19 protein-coding genes are annotated in these 19,803 nt (G+C 48.0%); 12 read left to right on the top strand and 7 right to left on the bottom strand.

Features of this window, described 5'->3' with window-relative positions:
• Positions 1-78 precede the first annotated feature (78 nt).
• The 3 genes from CUS_RS06590 to CUS_RS06580 form a co-directional block, all read right to left on the bottom strand.
• A complete protein-coding gene (locus CUS_RS06590) occupies positions 79-3,156 on the bottom strand; it encodes a rhamnogalacturonan lyase (RefSeq protein WP_002848613.1) in 3,078 nt (1,025 codons plus the stop codon).
• A 342-nt stretch (positions 3,157-3,498) separates the two neighbouring features.
• Positions 3,499-4,884, bottom strand: coding sequence for a glycine--tRNA ligase (locus tag CUS_RS06585; protein WP_002848170.1), 1,386 nt, complete (start codon positions 4,882-4,884; stop codon positions 3,499-3,501).
• 381 nt (positions 4,885-5,265) lie between these two features.
• Positions 5,266-7,215, bottom strand: coding sequence for a cellulase family glycosylhydrolase (locus CUS_RS06580; protein WP_002848418.1), 1,950 nt, complete (start codon positions 7,213-7,215; stop codon positions 5,266-5,268).
• A 506-nt stretch (positions 7,216-7,721) separates the two neighbouring features.
• Here CUS_RS06580 and rpmG point away from each other — a divergent pair.
• From rpmG to CUS_RS06545, 7 genes are all read left to right on the top strand, one after another.
• Positions 7,722-7,871, top strand: a complete 150-nt coding sequence (gene rpmG, locus CUS_RS06575) for a 50S ribosomal protein L33 (protein WP_002848320.1) — start codon at positions 7,722-7,724, stop codon at positions 7,869-7,871.
• Between the two features lie 17 nt (positions 7,872-7,888).
• Positions 7,889-8,143, top strand: a complete 255-nt coding sequence (gene secE, locus CUS_RS06570; RefSeq protein WP_002848632.1) for a preprotein translocase subunit SecE — start codon at positions 7,889-7,891, stop codon at positions 8,141-8,143.
• A 42-nt stretch (positions 8,144-8,185) separates the two neighbouring features.
• Entirely contained in the window at positions 8,186-8,713 is a 528-nt protein-coding gene (gene nusG, locus CUS_RS06565; RefSeq protein WP_002848504.1) for a transcription termination/antitermination protein NusG, read from the top strand.
• A 112-nt stretch (positions 8,714-8,825) separates the two neighbouring features.
• The gene (gene rplK / locus CUS_RS06560; RefSeq protein ID WP_002848547.1) at positions 8,826-9,251 is read left to right on the top strand and encodes a 50S ribosomal protein L11; all 426 of its coding nucleotides are present in this window, start codon (positions 8,826-8,828) and stop codon (positions 9,249-9,251) included.
• 15 nt (positions 9,252-9,266) lie between these two features.
• Positions 9,267-9,962 carry a 50S ribosomal protein L1 gene (rplA, locus tag CUS_RS06555; RefSeq protein WP_002848203.1) on the top strand — a complete coding sequence of 232 codons (696 nt, stop codon included), beginning with the start codon at positions 9,267-9,269 and terminating at the stop codon, positions 9,960-9,962.
• A gap of 210 nt (positions 9,963-10,172) precedes the next feature.
• Entirely contained in the window at positions 10,173-12,536 is a 2,364-nt protein-coding gene (locus tag CUS_RS06550) for a hypothetical protein (protein ID WP_002848329.1), read from the top strand.
• Between the two features lie 33 nt (positions 12,537-12,569).
• Positions 12,570-13,127 (top strand): RNA polymerase sigma factor, encoded by a 558-nt coding sequence (locus tag CUS_RS06545; RefSeq protein WP_037276742.1) that lies wholly within the window; start codon positions 12,570-12,572, stop codon positions 13,125-13,127.
• Between the two features lie 119 nt (positions 13,128-13,246).
• On the opposite strand, the gene rlmH is transcribed toward CUS_RS06545, so the two are convergent.
• From rlmH to CUS_RS06530, 3 genes are read right to left on the bottom strand one after another with little or no spacing between them, the layout of a single operon-like run.
• A complete protein-coding gene (gene rlmH / locus CUS_RS06540) occupies positions 13,247-13,732 on the bottom strand; it encodes a 23S rRNA (pseudouridine(1915)-N(3))-methyltransferase RlmH (RefSeq protein ID WP_002848417.1) in 486 nt (161 codons plus the stop codon).
• Entirely contained in the window at positions 13,732-14,517 is a 786-nt protein-coding gene (locus tag CUS_RS06535) for an MBL fold metallo-hydrolase (RefSeq protein WP_002848529.1), read from the bottom strand. Before CUS_RS06535 ends, rlmH begins: the two co-directional genes overlap by 1 nt.
• Entirely contained in the window at positions 14,510-15,328 is an 819-nt protein-coding gene (locus CUS_RS06530) for a Cof-type HAD-IIB family hydrolase (RefSeq protein ID WP_002848262.1), read from the bottom strand. The genes CUS_RS06535 and CUS_RS06530 overlap by 8 nt, the downstream gene beginning before the upstream one ends.
• A gap of 230 nt (positions 15,329-15,558) precedes the next feature.
• On the opposite strand from CUS_RS06530, the gene rd reads away from it, so the two are divergent.
• On the top strand, positions 15,559-15,717 hold the full coding sequence (gene rd / locus CUS_RS06525; protein ID WP_002848388.1) for a rubredoxin: 159 nt from the start codon (positions 15,559-15,561) through the stop codon (positions 15,715-15,717).
• Positions 15,718-15,912: 195 nt separating this feature from the next.
• On the opposite strand, the gene CUS_RS06520 is transcribed toward rd, so the two are convergent.
• Positions 15,913-17,202, bottom strand: a complete 1,290-nt coding sequence (locus tag CUS_RS06520) for a UDP-N-acetylglucosamine 1-carboxyvinyltransferase (RefSeq protein ID WP_002848619.1) — start codon at positions 17,200-17,202, stop codon at positions 15,913-15,915.
• Between the two features lie 688 nt (positions 17,203-17,890).
• Between CUS_RS06520 and ruvC the strand changes: the two genes are divergently transcribed.
• The 4 genes from ruvC to CUS_RS06500 are packed head-to-tail and all read left to right on the top strand — an operon-like array spanning position 17,891 to position 19,765.
• On the top strand, positions 17,891-18,403 hold the full coding sequence (gene ruvC, locus CUS_RS06515) for a crossover junction endodeoxyribonuclease RuvC (protein ID WP_002848511.1): 513 nt from the start codon (positions 17,891-17,893) through the stop codon (positions 18,401-18,403).
• Between the two features lie 8 nt (positions 18,404-18,411).
• Positions 18,412-18,621: a hypothetical protein gene (locus tag CUS_RS06510; protein WP_002848187.1), complete on the top strand. Its 210-nt coding sequence runs from the start codon at positions 18,412-18,414 to the stop codon at positions 18,619-18,621.
• On the top strand, positions 18,618-19,217 hold the full coding sequence (ruvA, locus tag CUS_RS06505) for a Holliday junction branch migration protein RuvA (protein WP_002848539.1): 600 nt from the start codon (positions 18,618-18,620) through the stop codon (positions 19,215-19,217). The genes CUS_RS06510 and ruvA overlap by 4 nt, the downstream gene beginning before the upstream one ends.
• Before the next feature lie 14 nt (positions 19,218-19,231).
• Positions 19,232-19,765 (top strand): hypothetical protein, encoded by a 534-nt coding sequence (locus CUS_RS06500; RefSeq protein ID WP_002848280.1) that lies wholly within the window; start codon positions 19,232-19,234, stop codon positions 19,763-19,765.
• Positions 19,766-19,803 lie beyond the last annotated feature (38 nt).

Genomic DNA, 19,803 nt, shown 5'->3' with positions numbered 1-19,803 from the left:
TTATTTGTTTGTGTACGTTTTTAGCGAGGTGGTTCAGTACACGGAAATCCACCTGACTATTTTATCAATGATCTGTTGTTACGCTACAGTGATAAATACAGCATTCTCGATAGCGTTTGCAACGTCCCATGTACCGTTGACCTTAGCGGCGATCGCTACCTTGTAGCTCATGCCGGGTGTCATGTTCTTTGGCGATGTGTAAGACAGGGTCGATGCGGGGATAGTCTGGGTCTGTATTCTCCACTTGCCTGCGAGATATACTGCGATGCCGTAATTCTGGGCATTCTCGACCTTATCCCATGTAAATCTTACCTGATGGTACTGCTCGCTGTATGTCACCTGAATATTGGTGGGGTATGTAACAGAGGGGATAGTTTCCTGAATGGGTTCTCTTACGAATACGGTGTAGTTCATAACAGAACCGGTCATGCCGTTGGTGCCCAGCACTACCTTTTCGCCTGCATAGAATTTCTTCTTGTATGCTACGAATGAAACATCGTTGCTGGAATTTGCGGTCAGGGAAGTTCTTGTGTAGCCGTTCAGCCATGAAGGAACAGAGTTTGCGGCTTCTTCACGGGTGTCTACCAGAACATATACCTCTGCTTCCTTTGAAACTGTGAATTCTGCAAGGTCAGCATCGGTGTTCTTGGACTCGCATGCTGTTCTGATGTACTCACAGTTATTCAGTTCGTCAGCAAGATAAGTGTAGGTGAAATCTCTGTCGCCGTAGATAAGACCGCCTGTGTAGTTGGAATTTACCAGCTGCCAGTTTGCGGCATTAGTGGTATCCTTGACGATGAAGTTCCTTACCAGATTGCCGTTTACAGGCTCCTGAGCTGCCTCTTTAACGAAAACAGTGTAGTTGATGACATTGCCTGTCATGCCGTTGGTGCCCAGTACTACCTGTTCACCTGATTTGAAATTCTTCTTGTAAGCCACGAAGGTCACGCCGTTGCTGGAAGTTGCAGTCAGCGAAGTTCTTGTGTAGCCGCTGAGCCATGAAGGAACAGAGTTTGCATCTTCCTCACGGGTATCTACCAGAACATATACTTCACTGTCCTTGCCTGCTGTGAACGATGCAAGGTCTGAATCAGTGTTCTTGGAGTTGCATGCTGACATGATATACTCGCAGTTCTGAAGCTCGGAAGAGAGCGAAGAGTAGGTGAAATCTCTGTCGCCATAGATAAGACCGCCTACAGTGTTGGAACTGAGAAGCTGCCAGCCTGCGGCATTAGCAGTATCCTTTATGACAAGATTCTTTACCAGATTGCCGCTTACAGGCTCTACAGGGGTATTGTTCAGCTTGATATTGGGTCTTGCGGGAACGCCTGTTTCGCTGCCCAGATAGTAGCTGACATGAGGAGGCTGGTTGTAAGAAGACTGTTCGCAGCCTGCCTGCATACGGTACTGCATATCGTGCATGAGTGTGGTCATGCGGTAGCTTGTTTCGGTGTTTGTGCAGTATACGCGCAGCTTGGAGTTATCTGAGGAGCGCAGTACCAGTTCTTCACGCCAGTCACCGAAGATATCGGCTGTCAGGCAGGGAACTGCCTTTGTGCCGTTGTTGGAAGCAGCGCCGTCAGCTGTGAATATGGTCTGGATAGAACTGAGGCTTGTCATCTTGGTGATGGAGATATCATTGAGCAGTTCGCGCTCAAGGTCGCCGTCCCAGTAGATAAGGAAGTTCATAGCGGGTGCCTTTGAACCTATCTGCTTGCCGTTTACATCATAGACTGCATTCGCTGGTCTTGAACCCCAGAACTCAGCGCCGCTTGTACCTGCGTTGAAGATGTTGTCAGCGCAGCATCTTCCTGTGTCCTTGTCGCCGTCATAGTGCCATATCTTATTGCCGTTCCTGCCGTCGATAAGTGAGATACCGTAGGGGCTCTCTTCGTGGCAGAGGAATACTTCGATACCTGCATGGTTGGGGTCGAGGTCACCTACGTGCATAGCATCGCCGTGACCCTGCTTGGTAGACCAGAGCAGCTTGCCGTTGTCATCGAAACAAGAAGCGCCCATGCAGACTTCCTGCTTGCCGTCGTTATCGAAGTCAGCTACCATAAGGTTGTGGTTGCCGTTGCCGTAAGCTGCATCGCTGCTGTTGAAGCCTGTGTCGTATACCCACTTCTTGGAGAGTTTACCGTTCTTGACATCTATCGCGGAAAGTGTCAGTCTGGTATAATAACCTCTGCCGTATACAGCTGATGGGTGAACACCGTCGAGGTAAGCGATACCCGAATTGTAGCGCTCACAGCGGTTGCCGTAGTTATCGCCCCATGTGCTCTTGGCGGTACTGCCTGTTGCAGTGCCTCTGGGAACGGGGAAGTCGATAGTATCCAGTGCTTTACCTGTTGCGCCCTCAAAAAGGGTCAGATACTCCGGTCCTGTGAGGACAGTACCTGAACTGTCAACATAGTTTGCGCTGGCGTTGCCTATGACCTTGCCTGTGCCGTCGATAGTGCCGTCGCAGGTCTTGGTGATGAGTTCTGCCTTGCCGTCGCAGTCAAAGTCAGCCACGCTCATCTGAGTATAGTGCTGACCTGCGCGGATATTCACGCCCATATCGATACGCCACAGCTGCTTGCCTGTGAGAGTGTAGCAGTCGATATACACCTTGCTGGTGTTGCCTGTCTGGGAGTTATCCTTCGAGTCGCTGGGATCCCATTTCAGGAAGAGTTCATACTGACCGTCGCCGTCAACGTCACCTACACAGCAGTCGTTTGGTGAGTAGATGCTTCCGGGACTTTTCAGCGGTATCTCAAAATAGTTATTGCCCGATGTGAAATTGCAGCTGTCAGAAGACTTTACAGTACCGTTCACAACAGTGTCAACACGGTATTTTGAACTTGAATTTCCGCTTGCGTCCCAGTAATTTGTTGCCTGACCTGCCTTGCTTGTGTAGATCAGGGTATTGTCGCGGTAGAGGCGGAATTCGGTATCATCGGAGTCGTTAGCGTTGAAGCGCCAGCTGATGAACATGCCGTTGCCCGACTTGATAGCGTAAATGCCGCGATCAAGATATTCCATGATGGCGCTGCCGTTACCGCCCTGACCGTAGGCTGCGCTGGCAGTCAGCGCGGGTGTGCCTGCACATATGCTTGCAGCAACAGCCAGTGATGCGGCAGCCGCAGCGATGCGTTTGAATGCTTTCTTCATTTTTTTACCTCCTAAAATATTTTTGTGATCGACTGAATTTGTTATAACAATCAACTATAAATATAATAACATATTTCCCATAAATTCACAATAACATATTGTGTCGTTTCTGTTTCTTTTTTGTGTCTTTTTAGAAAATTCTGTGGTAAAGTTGCTAATTCTGCTCGATTATGTTATTTCTTTTTATGGAATAGGGCTTGATGGTTATAAATTTATACATTTATATCACAATATTAATATCCTGACCTTTATGTGGTCTGTGCAGACCATCAATGTGATCTCGGGAGAAAAACGCAAAAAAATATCGCTCTCCCCAAAAAGGGGAAAGCGATATGAAGTTTATCAGAATTCGATCTTCTTAGCGATGTAGCCGACCAGATCTTCGATCTTGATGCGCTCCTGCTCCATAGTATCTCTGTCACGAACGGTAACACAGCCGTCTTCAACAGAATCGAAATCGTAGGTAACGCAGATAGGTGTACCGATCTCGTCCTGACGGCGGTATCTCTTACCGATAGAACCAGCCTCGTCATAGTCAACGCTGAAATGCTTAGCCAGTGTATCGAACAGCTTCTGAGCAGGCTCAGCCAGCTTCTTCGACAGCGGCAGTACACAAGCCTTGAAAGGTGCAAGTGCGGGGTGGAAGTGCATTACTGTTCTTACATCGGGCTTTTCGGGAGTACCGATGTCTTCCTCATCATAAGCCTCAGTAACAACTGTCAGGAACAGTCTTTCAACACCCAGAGAAGGCTCGATAACATAAGGGATATACTTCTCGTTGGTTTCGGGATCAAGGTAGTCAAGGCGCTTGCCCGATGTGTTGATGTGCTGTGTCAGGTCGTAGTCAGTTCTGTCAGCCACGCCCCACAGTTCGCCCCAGCCGAACGGGAACAGATACTCGAAGTCGGTGGTAGCCTTTGAATAGAAGCAAAGCTCTTCAGCCGAGTGATCTCTCAGTCTGAGGTTCTCTTCCTTGATATTCAGGCTCAGCAGGAAGTTCTTGCAGAATGTTCTCCAGTAATCGAACCATTCAAGGTCGGTACCCGGCTTGCAGAAGAACTCCAGCTCCATCTGCTCGAACTCTCTTACTCTGAAAATGAAGTTGCCGGGAGTGATCTCGTTTCTGAAACTCTTGCCCACCTGAGCCACGCCGAAAGGAACTTTCTTTCTGGTAGTTCTCTGTATATTTGCGAAGTTTACGAAGATACCCTGTGCAGTTTCGGGTCTGAGGTACCGTTCAGACTTTGTGTCCTCGGTTATGCCCTGGAAAGTCTTGAACATCAGGTTGAACTGACGGATATCGGTGAAGTTGTGCTTGCCGCAGTTGGGGCATGGTATGCTCTTCTCCTTGATGTAGTCCATCATCTGCTCGTTTGACCAGCCTGCAACGTTTGTGCCGTCAAAGTCCTCGATCAGGTTGTCTGCGCGGTGACGGGTCTTGCACTCCTTACAGTCCATCAGCGGGTCGGAAAAGCCGCCGATATGACCGGAAGCCACCCAAGTCTGGGGGTTCATCAGTATAGCAGAGTCAAGACCTACGTTGAGGTTGTTCTCCTGAACGAACTTCTTGCGCCAAGCATCCTTGATGTTGTTTTTCAGTTCAACACCGAGAGGACCGTAGTCCCATGTGTTAGCCAGACCGCCATAGATCTCACTGCCGGGGTAAACGAAGCCTCTGCCTTTACAGAGGGCAACGATCTTGTCCATTGTCTTTTCGGTATTCTTCATGGTGATTCTCCTCTTTAATATAGCGATCCGCCTTAAAATTCAGACAAGATCCAGTCACAAAACCCATAAATCCCAGCTTTTGCGACCGGATTTTGTGAATTTAAAAAGTTGGATCGCTATAGTATAATACATACACTATATTGTATAACAAAATCCCGCTAATGTCAAGGGCTTTTTTGTTAATTCAGCGTGATACGGTTTTCGTCAGCTGACGAACGGTGCGGAATTTGAAAAAACAGGCAGTCTGCGTGACTGCCTGCTTGTTATAGTAAACGACATATTTATTTCTACATTCAGCGCTCACTGACGCTGTTATTTTTGTGGCTGTGAGCGCTGAATGTCCTGAAATTAATGTCGTTTACTATATTTCAGTATCTTTTATCAAAGCCCCTTAGCTTTTGAAAGCGTTATGCCGTTCTCGCCCAGCTTTATCTTGTGGTCAAGTCCGACGAATTTTCCGCCTTCCTGCCAGAGTACTTCCTTGACAAATTCGTACTTTTCGTCGTCCCATGTGGTGAAGTCGTCCAGCACAAGTCCGCCTGTGTCGCCCGAATTTGCGTTGAAGCACCAGAATGTGTGGTTAAGGTGATTGTCCTTTATCAGCTTGCGCATGTGGGTCATCCAGGTGATGTTCGGTTCGGTCATGAAGCCGCCCCATTCGCCTATCAGCAGGGGAGCGATGTTGTCATCGTTGATGTACAGCCAGTTGTCCTGCCAGCAGTCCTTTTTAAGGCTCTTGAAATCGTAGCCGCCTTCAAACCAGGGCTGTTCGTAAACGGTCGGGCCGTAGTCGTGCGGTGAATACACCAGCTTGTCCTGATGCTTGCCCAGATCTATCGGATAGTCTTTAACGCCGCGCAGATTGCCGCCCCACCAGTTGAAGTAATAGTCGTCATTGTCCTGCGACTTGTAGTCGCCGTTCTTCTTGATGTCTTTGGGGTAGATCTCGATGCCCTCTACCATTATAAGAACGTTGGGGTTCTTTGCCAGCACCTTGCTTGCCGCAGTTTCAGCCACATACTTCCAGTTGTTTGCGTCTTTGCTGTCGTTCCAGATAGCCGCCTGATCGCCCTCGTTGGGCTTGCCGTGAGGTTCGTTTTTCAGGTCGAAAGCGATTATAGTGTCATTGTCCTTGTAACGGTCAGCCAGCCATTCCAGCGCCGCATAGTAGTCCTTAGCGCTCACCCTGTCGGTATACCAGAGGTTGGCGTTATGACCTGCCGCATCGGTGTTTGCAGAATGTATGTCTGGCATTACTTTCATGCCGTTCTGCTCGGCAAGTTTGAGGAAGTAGTCGAAGATCTCCAGCGAATTCATGGAGTTCAGTTCTTCATTGTAGGCATTATTATAGTTAGCCTGAGGATATTCGCCCGCCGCCCACTGGTTTATCAGCTCGGCACTCATGGGTACTCTTATCAGGTTGAAGCCGTGATCTGCTATCGCCTTTATAGTAGGCTCGAACTCGCTGTTCCACAGACCGTCAAAGATATTTGTGCCTGTGTTGTAGCCGAACCAGTTCACGCCCGTCAGCCAGACCTCTTTGCCGTCCTTGTCGAGTATCTTGCTGCCGTCGGTGTGCAGCCAGTCATCGCCCTGTTCAGCGTCCTTGCTCCTTGCAAGAAGCGACTTTACATCAACGTCCTTTTTGGCGTTCCCGTCGCCGTTGTTATTATTATTGTTATTGTTTCCGCTGTTCTGGCTGACCTTGCCCTTTTTGATGGTGCATTCGGTGCCGTTCAGCTTGGCAGACTTGATATTCAGTTCCTTGCCCGTACCGATGTTACAGCCGCAGGTCACGCTTGCGCCGTTGGCGATGTCGCCGTTGTAGTCGGCGTTAGTGATGGTCAGCTTGTTGCCGTCAGCCTTGAAAGTACCGTTCCAGCCGTCACATGACTTGAGGTCTTCGATCTCAAGTTCAAGTGTCCAACCGCTGACAGCTTCGCCCGACTTGTTGGTGATGCTCATTTCAAGACCGCTCATCTGCTTGTCGCCGTCTACCCAGCCGTTGCCGCCCGACCATGTGAACAGGTAGCCCTGAACGTCATCGTCCTCTGTGCCGTCCTCTTCTTCCTCCGAACTTTCAGCATCGGAGTCTTCCTTTTCCTCTTCCGAACTCTCCTCAGAGTCATCGTCAGCTTCGGAAGAGGCTTCTTCGCTGTCATCGCTCTTGCTGTCAGCCTTTGAACTTACCGACTTCTTTGAAACTGCGTCTTTGTCAGATTTTTCGCCGCCGCTGAAATTTGTGACCACCAGCAGGACGACCAGCGCGATAATGACTGCCGCCAGTGCCACGAACGCGGCAATGATCTTTTTGGATATTCCACCGTTCATACTCATTCTCCTTCATCAAAATATTACCACTTGTGAAAAGCCAATATACATTAATTATATCATATGATCCGCTGTTTTTCAAGTCTTAAGTGCGAAGTTTTCGGCAATTTCGGCTGACAGTGCGCACATTCGGCGATAACAGGGGGATATCACTATAAATATGTATAGAACAGGGACGAGATCGCAGGAACGGACACTGCGCTTGACGAAAACAGTAAAATGTGCTATAATAACATAAGCAGAAGATACATGAAAATTTGCTGAATTTACTGAAAGTTTACAAATTCACTTTGGCAACCCTTGACAAGGGTGCGGGAATATGGTATAATATGTGTACCTCTTTATGAGGTATATTTTTTTGCGCTGTTTTTCAGACGGCGCGGGAAATCATAAGTTACCTCAGAATGCCGTAAGGTGCGGCATTTGCGCTTGAATGCGCATGAGGGAGGCAAGACCGTACCCCGACCGTTCTTTGCGGGGTATGAATTTCGTCAGGAGGTGCCGAAATGAGAGTTAAGATCACACTGGCCTGCACAGAGTGCAAGCAGCGCAACTACAACACCAAGAAGAACAAGAAGAATGACCCTGACAGACTTGAGATGAATAAGTACTGCAAGTTCTGCAAGAAGCACACTCTTCACAAAGAGACTAAGTAATCTGAAAGGAGTCAGCTATGGCTAATGACAAGCAGACTACTAAGTCAAACAAGAAAGACGCTGAGAAGGATAAGAAAAAAGGCGGTCTGCGCAAGTATTTCAAAGAACTGCGCGCAGAACTGAAGAAGGTCGTATGGCCTACCAGACAGCAGGTAGTAAATAACACGGGCGTTGTACTCGTGGTTATGTCGCTGATGGGTCTTTTCCTTTTCGCAGTCGATACCGGTCTGAGCTACGGAATACGTGCGCTGATCGGTCTTGGTGCAGGCTGAATGCCTGCGGCGGTATAAACGACATCACAGGAGGTTTTGAGCATGGCAGAAGAAGCAAAATGGTATGTAGTCCACACCTATTCCGGTTATGAGAACAAGGTGGCTCAGAATATTGAGAAGGTCGTTGAAAACCGTAAGCTACACGATCTTATCCCTGAGGTGAAGATCCCTATGGAAACTGTCACCGAGATAAAGGGTACAAAGACCGTTGAAGCAGAAAAGAAGCTGTTCCCCAGCTATGTGCTGGTGAAGATGGTCCTGACAGACGACAGCTGGTATATAGTAAGGAATACCAGAGGCGTTACAGGCTTCGTTGGTCCCGGAAGCAAGCCCGTTCCTCTTTCTGATAAGGAGGTCGAGGCGCTGGGCGTTGATACAGGTACGCAGACTGTACAGACGAATATTGAGGTCGGTGATGACGTTGTCATGGTCGGCGGTTCGTTTGACGGCATGAGCGGCACTGTAACTGCCCTTGATCTGGAAAATGCGGCAGCAGATGTGACCGTGTCAATGTTCGGCAGAGAAACTTCGGTAACACTGCCTCTCACTCAGCTGAGAAAAGAGGACTAAGGAACGGCGCGGGGCGTGATGTCCCCGATGTAAGCATGAGGAAGTTAAACTTCCGGAAACGTGGGAGAGCCGCAAGGCTCGCCTTACCACTTAATTATGGAGGTGCAATATAATGGCACAGAAGGTAGTAGGCTATATAAAGCTTCAGATCCCCGCAGGAAAGGCAACTCCTGCTCCCCCTGTTGGTCCTGCACTGGGTCAGCACGGCGTTAACATTATGGCATTCACAAAGGATTTCAACGAGAGAACTAAGAACGACATCGGTCTTATAATCCCTGTTGTTATCACTGTTTATGCTGACAGATCGTTCACATTCATCACCAAGACTCCTCCCGCAGCTGTTCTGATCAAGAAGGCTTGCAAGATCGAGTCGGGTTCTGGCGTACCTAACAAGACTAAGGTCGCAACTATCACTAAGGAGCAGGTTAAGCAGATCGCTGAGCAGAAGATGCCCGATCTGAACGCTGCTAACATCGAAAGCGCTATGAGCATGATCGCAGGTACCTGCCGCTCTATGGGCGTTGTAGTTGAAGACTGAGGGGAGGTATAACGAATGAAACACGGTAAGAAGTATGTTGACGCTGCTAAGGTAGTTGACAAGGCTAAGCAGTATGATGCAGCTGAGGCTCTTGAACTGGCTGCCGGCAACGCAAAGGCTAAGTTCGATGAAACTATCGAGCTGCACATTCGTCTGGGCGTTGACTCCAGACATGCTGATCAGCAGGTTAGAGGCGCTGTTGTTCTCCCTAACGGTACAGGCAAGAAGGTAAGAGTTCTGGTATTCTGCAAGGAAGACAAGATCGAGGCTGCAAAGGCAGCTGGCGCTGAGTATGCAGGCGGCATGGAGTTCGTTGACAAGATCACTAAGGAAAACTGGATGGATTTCGACGTAGTTATCGCTTCTCCCGACATGATGGGCGTTGTTGGTAGACTCGGTAAGGTTCTCGGTCCTCGTGGTCTGATGCCTAACCCTAAGGCTGGTACTGTTACTCCTGATGTTGCAAAGGCTGTAACTGAGGCTAAGGCCGGTAAGATCGAGTATCGTCTTGATAAGACCAATATCATTCACTGCCCGATCGGTAAGGCTTCTTTCGGCGTAGAGAAGCTGGAGCAGAACTTCAATACTCTCGTTGATGCAGTAGTTAAGGCTAAGCCTGCAGCTGCAAAGGGTCAGTATCTGAAGAGCATCACCGTTGCATCTACTATGGGTGTTGGTATCAGAGTCAACACTGCTAAGTACGGCAACTAATTTATGTATATCAAAGCGCTGTCCTGCGGGCGGCGCTTTTTTTTATAATTATGGCTATATTTTAGCGTACTGCCTTACGCGGTTTGTTTGTGCTGAAAAGTCCCGCTGAAAAAAATAAAATTTTTTTCAGAAAATGTGAGTGGTTTTTCGTTTTCATACGTATATGTATATGAAAGGTCTTTCAAATACTGATCCAAAGGAGGAGATCAAATGAGAAATTTAACAGAGTTATTGCAGGAGATCCCTCTTGACGAGATGACAGGAGGACTTAACGATATGAAAATGACGGAAAATAACGAAAGAACTATAACTGATAACAATTCGGGTGCACGTATACGCAGCAAGGCTCCCGCAGCGGTGGCTGTGGCGGCTTGCGCGGTGGTGGCAGTGTTTGGCGCGGTGCAGATGTCGAACAACAAGGTCGAGAGCGGTGCGAATGTAAACAACTCTCACACTGATGTTGTTGAAAATACAGCGACCGATGCTGAGGACACAAATGAGCCTGAAACGGACGGTTCAAATGACCTGATCAGTCTGCCTGATAAGGAAATGAACTACAAGCTGTCGCGTTTGACTTACGATGAGAACGGCTATGATTACGAACTTGTCAAGGATAAAATAACTGTGCTTGACTACAAGGCCGGCATGACAGAGGCGGGCTATGAGAATTATGATATCAGAGTCGCTGATATCAAGGTTTCTTACCCATTCCTTGAGTTTGATGTTGCTATAACTTCAAAGGACGGCAGTACGTTCGAAAACGAAATAAACCAAAATGGTGTAATATTTGATATTAATTGCTCTATCGATGGCAGGGATTATCACGGCGTTTCCGGTGCTTTTGAATTTTATGGCAATACAGCTGTCAACAGACAGACCATTGATCTTGCAAATGATGTTTATTCTATAAACAGCGACAGCGTTGTACACTTTGAAATTGGCGATATAAGGAATATCATAAGTCAGTATAGTGCTGGTGAAGAGGTAAAAGATGCTGAGCCTGATAAGATGTTCTCGATAGATATACCTGTTGGTAAATATGTTGACCTGAATAATACCATACCCCATGAAAATACCATAAGACCTGATGCTAAGGGCACATGGCTATATGAGGGCATGCTGTCTGATGAGAAAACAGAACTAAACTACACAGTCAACGAACTAAGCTGGTCAAGCAGCGGTATGACAGCGAATGTAACCTTTGACAGCAAAAAGCAGTTTGATCCTTTTGAATTAAGTGTTGACCTGTTCGGTAAACAGCTTGATCAGGCAAGGAGTAGTGAGAAGTACAGAGGTTTCTCTGATGATACAGATGTTTTTGTCGATGTCATATTTTCAGACGGTACAGTAGAAGACTTAAATGTCACCAATACTTCCTACAGTGAAAATGAGGACGGCAGTATCGACCTTTACTATGACACCCTCACCACGCCTTATAATTATGATGAAGTGGCGGCTTTCCGCATTGGCTCTGAGATCATACCCATAGGCGCTTACGCTGAGAGCGGTGAGGAAATAAAGATCTATGACCGCGTGAGCAATTCCACTGCATCTGAACTTTTCTACAGAGAAAACGGATACGAATACTGGATGACCGAGCCTAATATCCATGTATTAAAGGATAATTGCGGTGAGATAAAGAAAGGCTTTGATAACCTTGATATCAGTGTTGCCGATGTCAAGATGTGCTATCCTTTCTTAGAGGTCGAGTTCTCGGCACAGACCCGTGACGGCAGTGTTATCGCAGTCAACGACACTATGGACTATGTCATAAAAGCGACCGTTGACGGCGAAGAATTGAAGCTGATGGAAAATGTGATGAATGTTTACGGAAATGTCGCAACAGGTACACAGTGTTTTGATCTGATAGGCAACGGCAAAGCCATCAATAAGGATAGCATCATTCACTTTGAGATAACCAGATTTTCAGACAGCTTCATGACAGAGGATATCGCTGATATAAAGGCGAGAGGTGATGTTGTTACCGATTATTCAAAATTTGACAAGGAGATCTATAAGGTAAATGAACTGATCGGTGAAGGTGTTTTTGAGGCAGATATACCCGTGAAAGATGCTTTTGAGCGTGACGAAAATATCGGCAAAATGGAAAAGACCGATATCAATGAAAGCGGTACGGTCGTATTTACAGATTCCCGTGAAACAACGCCGCGCACATTTGAATACACCGTTAAAAAGCTGGCAATGTCGGAAAGTGGCGTAGAAGTCACTATTGAACCCGGTAAGGGCGGCGAAGATATGAACCCTTACGCTTACAAGAAAGCACTGGGCGAACCCCAGCTTGAAAAGGCTAAGATCCGCAGTGATGAAGAGCATAAGTTCGATGATATCGATGCTTTCATCAAGCTGGAATTTGATGACGGCAGTATCGTTCCGCTTGATGCGCTGTATATGACCGTTATCGAAAACGAAGACGGCACTGTTACTTTCTGCTATGACTGCTTAAGGACACCTTTTGGACACGACAGAGTAAATTTAGTACATGTCGGTTCAGCTAAGGTGACTGCGCCCAGATGGATAAAAAATGATACTGCATATTACATAAATACAAAATAAATTCCTCTTTATACATTGAAAGGCGGTGAGGATATGACCGACGAGGATATACTTTTACTTATGAAGCAGGATGATTCATCGGCGCTTGATGCGCTTATGTCAAGATACAAGACTCTTGTGAGTTTCATAGTGTCCCAGTCGGTCAGGAATTCCGCCGACATTGAAGAAGCGGTGCAGGACACTTTCTATAAAGTGTGGCGCAACCGCAGTACTATAAATACCGAGTTGAGAAGCCTGAAAGGTTACATAAGCATGACGGCGAAAAGCTGTGCTGAGGATAAACGCCGTTCGGTCAGCCGACATGTGGAAGCAGAAGACATTTCGGCTGAGGAAAATGATATAGGCATCGACATAGACTACACGGACGAAACGGCAAAGCGCGAAAATATGCGCATAATAGCTGAGTGTATCCGCGCAATGCCGTCACCCGACCGTGATATATTCATCGAGCGCTACTATTTCCGCCTCCCTGTAAAGGAGATAGCACAGCGCCATGATATACGCTCCAAAAAGGTCGAAAATATCCTTGCCCGCCGCAAGAAGAAGCTGGGCAAAGAACTCCTTTCAAAAGGCATTATTCTGGAAAAATAGCGAAAGCCCGATGTTTTGCGCATCGGGCTTTTGTTATTATTCGGCACGCCGCAGGTGCGGGAAAGATGCAAAAATGCTAAGTTCGCCTGTCAGGGAATGAAATTTATTGGGGGGTTACGCTATTTGTGGTATTTTGAACCTTTCTCTATCCGGAAACCGCGATATATCTGTTCAAGCAGAAGTATGCGTGCCAGCTGGTGGGGGAAAGTCATCTTCGACATCGAAAGTTTCATATCGGCACGCTGTTTTACCGCAGGCGCGATGCCGAATGAAGAGCCGATGATGAAATTGAGCGTTGAATACCCCCGCGTGCCGCAGTCTGTCATGGCGGCTGAGAGTTCTTCGCTGGTAAGCTGTTTGCCCTCAATGCACATGGCGATGTTGTAAGCGCCGTTCACATCGAGATATTTCTGCATGGCGGCGGCTTCGCTCTCCAGCGCCGACTGTATCTCCTTGTCGGAAGGGGAGTCGGGCAGACGGCATTCGTTCAGTTCGACTATCTCCACCTTGCAGAAAGCCCCCAGCCGCTTGACATATTCGGCGGCGGCATCGCGCCAGTATTTCTCTTTCAGTTTGCCTACCGTTATCAGATTTACTCTTATCATCAGAAAAGCACCGCCCTTTTCAGTCCTTCTATACCCGCCACAGAAAGCAGGTAGTCATCGCCGCGCTCAAAGTCAGCCAGCGCACCTACCGCACATTTTTCGGCAAGTTCGGGTGTGTTGTTGTGGGGACTTATATGCCCCAGCACGAAGCTGTATACGCCGTCTTTGACCAGTTTTGCAAGTTCCTTGCCGCAGTCGGAGTTCGACAGATGTCCGTGATCTGAGGCTATGCGCGCTCTCAGGTCGGGCGGATACGGGCTGTTTTTCAGCATTTTGGGGTCGTAGTTCGATTCCAGCAGTACCAGCCTGCATTTGGCAAGTTCGGCGTGTATATCAGCGGTAACATGTCCCAGATCGGTACATACTGCGCAGTTTTTGCCGTCAGGGGCAGTCGCCCTGAAACCACAGCTGACGGGCGTATCGTGGGGCGTGTCGAATGCGGTCACCTCAAAGCCGCCGACCTGCACAGGGCGGTCGTTCATCTCGATGAGGTCGGAAGCCGCGCTGACTTTGTCGTTTCGGGCTAGTATCTCCAGATTGCCCCTCAGCGAATAGACAGGCACGCCCAGTTTTTTGGACAGCACTTTCAGTCCTGTGATATGGTCTGAATGGGTGTGGGTGATGAATATAGCCTGCACCGCCTTGCTTTCGATGCCTCTGTCAGCCAGTGATGTGACTATGCGTTTGCAGGAAACGCCTGCATCGATGAGTATGCCCGAATTTTCATCGCCTATATAGGTGCTGTTGCCGCTTGATGACGAGAACAGCGGGAACATTTTAACCATGATAAGCCCCTTTCAAATAATAAGCAACGCCGTCTTCGGTGTTTGCGCCGATCACTTTGTCAGCCTGCTTTTTCAGTTCTTCTGCCGCGTTGCTGACAGCTATGCACTCATCTGCCGCCGCAAACATTGGCAGGTCGTTGAGATTGTCACCGAAAGCGGTGATCTTCTCAAAACCGTATCTGTCCCTCAGCCATTCTACCCCCGCTTTTTTTGAAGCCGAAGCGCTGAAAACTTCGAGATACCAGTCATTGCCGTAAATATCGGGGTAGAATGTCATGCCCAGCGACTTATCTTTTGCCAGTTCATCGCGCAGTGGGAGCAATCTGTCTTTAGTGTCGATAAAGCAGAAATATATCACGCTGCCGCGCACATCTTCCAGCTTTTCAGCCTGTGTGAATGACTTGTAGTACTTGCGCACTCTTTCAGCGTGAAAATCCTTCATCGACTGATTTATCAGCTTGTCAAAGACGGTGTGCATACAGCCCTCTTCCATCATGTACATGAAAGGTGAAAGCCCCAGCTTATCCCTCAGCGCCAGTATCTTTTCGCATGCGGTGTCGGGTATTGTCTTCACCGAAAGATATTCATGACCGACAGGGTCATATATCAGCACGCCGTTCATAAGTATCAGCGGCAGTCTGAGGTCGAGCCCTGCAAGTATCTTGCCTGCCGAAGCGTAAGTTCGCGCCGTTGCCACCGTGAAATTAATGCCCTGCGTGATAAGTTCGTTGAGGATATCTGCGGTGTTTTTCGTTATTTCGGCGTTCTTGTCAAGCAGTGTGCCGTCAAGGTCTGAAATATACAGCTGCATATGCGGCTCCTTTCTCAAAAAATGTGGTTATCCCCCTGAAACACCAAAATAGGCGATGTTATATCGGGACATGAATCATTTAACGGTTATCTTTCCTCGTTATACAGGCTTTTGGGGGAGTGTGCTTAAGGAATAGCCGTGAAAAAATTATGTAAATTTAACAATACCTCTTGCAATTTTAATGCAGATATGTTATACTTATAAAAATTTTATGCAAGGAGGTTATATCAATGAAGTATGTTTGCGACATTTGCGGCTACATCTATGACCCTGAAGAGGGCGCACCAGATGCAGGTGTAGCAGCGGGCACCGCTTGGGAAGATGTTCCCGATGATTTTGTCTGTCCGCTCTGCGGCGTGGGCAAAGATCAGTTCAGCCCTGCCGAATAAGCGCTGAAAGCTGAATAACGCTTCGGGGACATGCCTTGTGCCGTGTCCCCGTTTTTGCATTAAAAATCCCTCTGCCACGCGGCGGAGGGACTTGTTTCTTTGATATACAAAATATCATTGAAAGTTCGCAAGAGCCGTCAAACAAGGCGAGTGTGAACTTTTAATAAGATATTTTGCCGCTGAACTCAATAAAGATCAGCCGGACATCTCAACGCTGTCGTTTTCGGGGACGATAACGCGCTTGATGTCAGCGCCCAGCTTTTGCAGCTTCTCATCGATGCGTTCATAGCCGCGCTGGATAAAGTGGATATTGCCGATCTCGGTCATACCGTCAGCTGCCAGACCTGCGATGACCAGTGCAGCACCTGCACGCAGATCGGTCGCCTGAACAGGTGCGCCGCTGAGGTGATCAACACCCTGTATGATGGCTACCTTGCCGCCCTCGATGGAGATATCAGCGCCCATCTTGCGCAGTTCAGCCGCATATCTGAAACGGTTGTTGAATATCTCTTCGGTGACCCTGCTGGTGCCGTATGCCATAGTCAGCAGAGTTGAGAACTGAGGCTGCATGTCGGTCGGAAAACCGGGGTGCGGCTGAGTCTTTACAGTTGTGTTCTGCAAGGGCTTGTCCACCCATACACGGACGCTTTCGTCATTCTCTTCAACATTTACACCGCACTTGCGCAGCTTTACGGTTATCGATTCAAGGTGCTTCGGGATAACGTTCGCTATGACAACATCGCCCTTAGTAGCCGCCGCAGCCACCATATAAGTGCCTGCCTCGATCTGGTCGGGGATAGTCGCATAAGTGGTGCCATGCAGGTATTCAACGCCTCTTATCTTGATGACATCTGTGCCTGCACCGCGAATATCGGCACCCATAGAGTTGAGGTAATTCGCCACATCTACGATATGGGGTTCTTTCGCCGCATTCTCGATTATCGTCTGACCCTTTGCCCTGACTGATGCGAAGATAGCATTCATCGTAGCGCCGACAGTCACCATATCAAAGAAGATCTGGTTGCCTATCAGCTTGTCAGCCTTTACATAGTTTGCGCCGCGCACCACTTTGTCGGTGGCGCCCAGTGCCCTGAAAGCCTTGAGGTGCTGGTCAATGGGTCTGTCACCCAGATCACAGCCGCCGGGCATCGGCACAAAAGCCTCGTGGAACTTGCCCAGCAGAGTGCCCAGAAAATAACTTGACGCTCTCATCGTTACTGCCTGCTTGTATGGAACTTCGGTGGTGTTGATGGAACGCGGGTCGATATAGATAACGCCATCTCTTTCCATTCTGACCACAGCACCCATGCTTCTGAGGATATCAAGACATTTGGTGATATCACTGATGGCAGGAACATTTTCAAGCGTACAGGGTTCATCGCAAAGTATTGTAGCGGCTACCAGTGCGACCGCAGCATTTTTAGCGCCGCTGATATACACTGTGCCGTGAAGCGGGATACCGCCCCTGATAAAGAACTTCTCCAAAAAAAAACACTCCTTGAGAAACAGCGGGTATATATTTTTTTCTGCCGCTGTATCCGCAATTATTTATTAGCGAAAATACGCTGTGCCGACCGCCGTCGGCTGAAAAAGTCAATAAAAATACAAGGTTTAAAAATAGCTTAAACCTCTTCCCTTACATATTGTATCATACAATTCCCAAAAAATCAATAGTTGGGGATAGCTTTTTTTGAAAATTCGAGAAAATTTTTGTAAATTAGACAAAACGCACCCGCAAATGTGAATTTTTCAGCCGATTTTCAGCATCTCAGAACAAAAGAAAGGACTCAATGGAGTCCAATATAAAAGACTTTTGGCTATTGTGAACAATTTATCCGAGTCGTTCCTGTACTGATTTTTGCCCGAAATTTTGTTCAAGTTTTTGGACTTATGCTAAGAAATGTTAAATCGGCAGACGGGCGGTTAACTGGCGTAAAACGCAGTTTTCAGTGGCTTGCTATTGGTTACGGATTGTAATAATTATTACAAATTGGTTCAGCGAACGTCCGTTCTATCCATAAAAGATCGGCAGGATCGCAGTTAACATTTTTGGACATGTGAACCCCCTTACCCTTAAAATTCTCCGCAGTACTTGCAATTATTCTAAAAGTATGCTATAATTAATTGTTAATATGAAGAATTGTACCCTCTTCGGGCAAAGGAGAGAGCATTTATGCGGATAATGGGCATCGATCCGGGCTACGGTATCGTGGGCTACGGCTTTGTTGAATACGATCACGGCAAGTTCACGCCTGTCAAGGTCGGCACCATAACCACACCGTCGGATATGGAGTTTTACAAGCGTCTGCGGGTGATATATCTCGATATGCAGAAGTTGATAGAACATTACCGTCCCGATGAGATAGCCGTTGAAAAGCTGTTCTTCAACACGAACATAACCACAGGCATAGATGTTGCGCAGGCGCGCGGCGTGACGCTTCTGCCCGCTGTGATGATGAACCTGCCGATATACGACTACACTCCGCTTCAGGTGAAGAGTTCAATAACGGGCTACGGTTATGCCGAGAAAAAACAGGTGCAGGAGATGGTGCGTTCGATGCTTCACCTTGCAAACATAATTAAGCCCGATGATGCCGCCGATGCGATGGCGATAGCCATAACTCACGGGCTTTCGGTAAACACCAGGCGGCTGATGGAAAAATACGACAAAAGCATCAATAAGTGAGGGTGCGTATGGATAATGATGTTAACATATGTGCCGAGTGCGGCAGTGTTTTTCTGCGCGCCGCATCGCAGATGTCGGGGCTGTGTCCCGAATGTGCGCACAGGCTTTACGGATATGATGACTGCGAACATGTCTTTGAGAACGGCAGATGCACAAAATGCCTGTGGGACGGCAGTATCAGCGAATTTATCAGCAAAAACAAGGAGAATTTACCATGATATATTCCGTCAGAGGAAAACTTATACATACCGACGGTGAGATGGCGGTGGTGGAATGCGGCGGCGTGGGCTATGCCTGCAAGACCACTTTCTACACACTGCAAAAGATAGCGGGCGAGAGCGAGGTAATGCTTTACACATACCTTGCGGTGCGCGAGAACGATGTTGACCTCTTCGGTTTTTCGACGACTGAGGAACTGCGCTGTTTCAAGATGCTGATAACAGTTTCGGGCGTTGGACCTAAGGCGGCGCTGTCGATACTTTCATCGAACAGCCCGTCACAGTTTGCGCTGACTGTTGCTACGGGTGACCACAAGTCGCTGACGAAATGCAAGGGTATCGGCGCAAAGACGGCTCAGCGGATAGTGCTTGAACTGAAAGACAAGATAGCCAAAGAGAACACCATATCGGTGCGCGGCGGCGATACCGTTTCAGCCGCACCTGTGATGGGCGGCGCTTTGCAGGAAGCTGTTACAGCGCTTATAGTTCTCGGTTACAGCGAGGGTGAAGCCGCGCAGGCGTTGGCGGGGGCAGACCCGAATGCCACTGTTGAAGAGCTTATAAAGAAAGCTCTGATAGCGCTGGCGAAGTTCTGAAAAAGGGAAAAACTGTGAATGATAACAAGGAACTTGTCAGGGAGATCGAAACAGTAGGCGGATTTTTCAAAGATCTGGATGAAAGGTACGGTCTGATGATACGCATGGGGCTTCTGGCGCTTGCGTATATCATCGCGGCAGTATGCAAGTATATGAGTGCGCCTGTTGAAGTTATGTTTGAACACAGCAGTTCCCAAAACGGTGTATACACGGGCTGTAAAGTTTACCGCGATGACGGTCAGCCATATCTGGGGCTGACGGAAAATAATGAGGTAGTCGAGTCTTATCCTATAGTGAAAAGCGAGTATGACGATGTGATGGATATTGACTATGATATGATGTTTTTCCGCAGAAATACCGAAGCGAATGCGGAGGACTTCAGGAAAACGATGGAGTACAATATGTATCTCGGCGGATACTGCAAAGTGACGCTGAAATACCGCAGCGGAAAGACTGAAAGCACATCGTACTGCACCAAAGAACTTGCCGATAGCATGGAGCGGCTGAGCAGGAAATATGCAGTTGGACATGAAATGCAGTTACAGTGAGGTATGATACAGATAATGCGGGCAAAACAAAGCCCTCG

The organism is Hominimerdicola alba 8 (genome assembly GCF_000178155.2).
In the GTDB taxonomy this organism is placed as follows: domain Bacteria; phylum Bacillota; class Clostridia; order Oscillospirales; family Ruminococcaceae; genus Hominimerdicola; species Hominimerdicola alba_C.
This window is presented reverse-complemented; position numbering and strand designations above follow the sequence as displayed.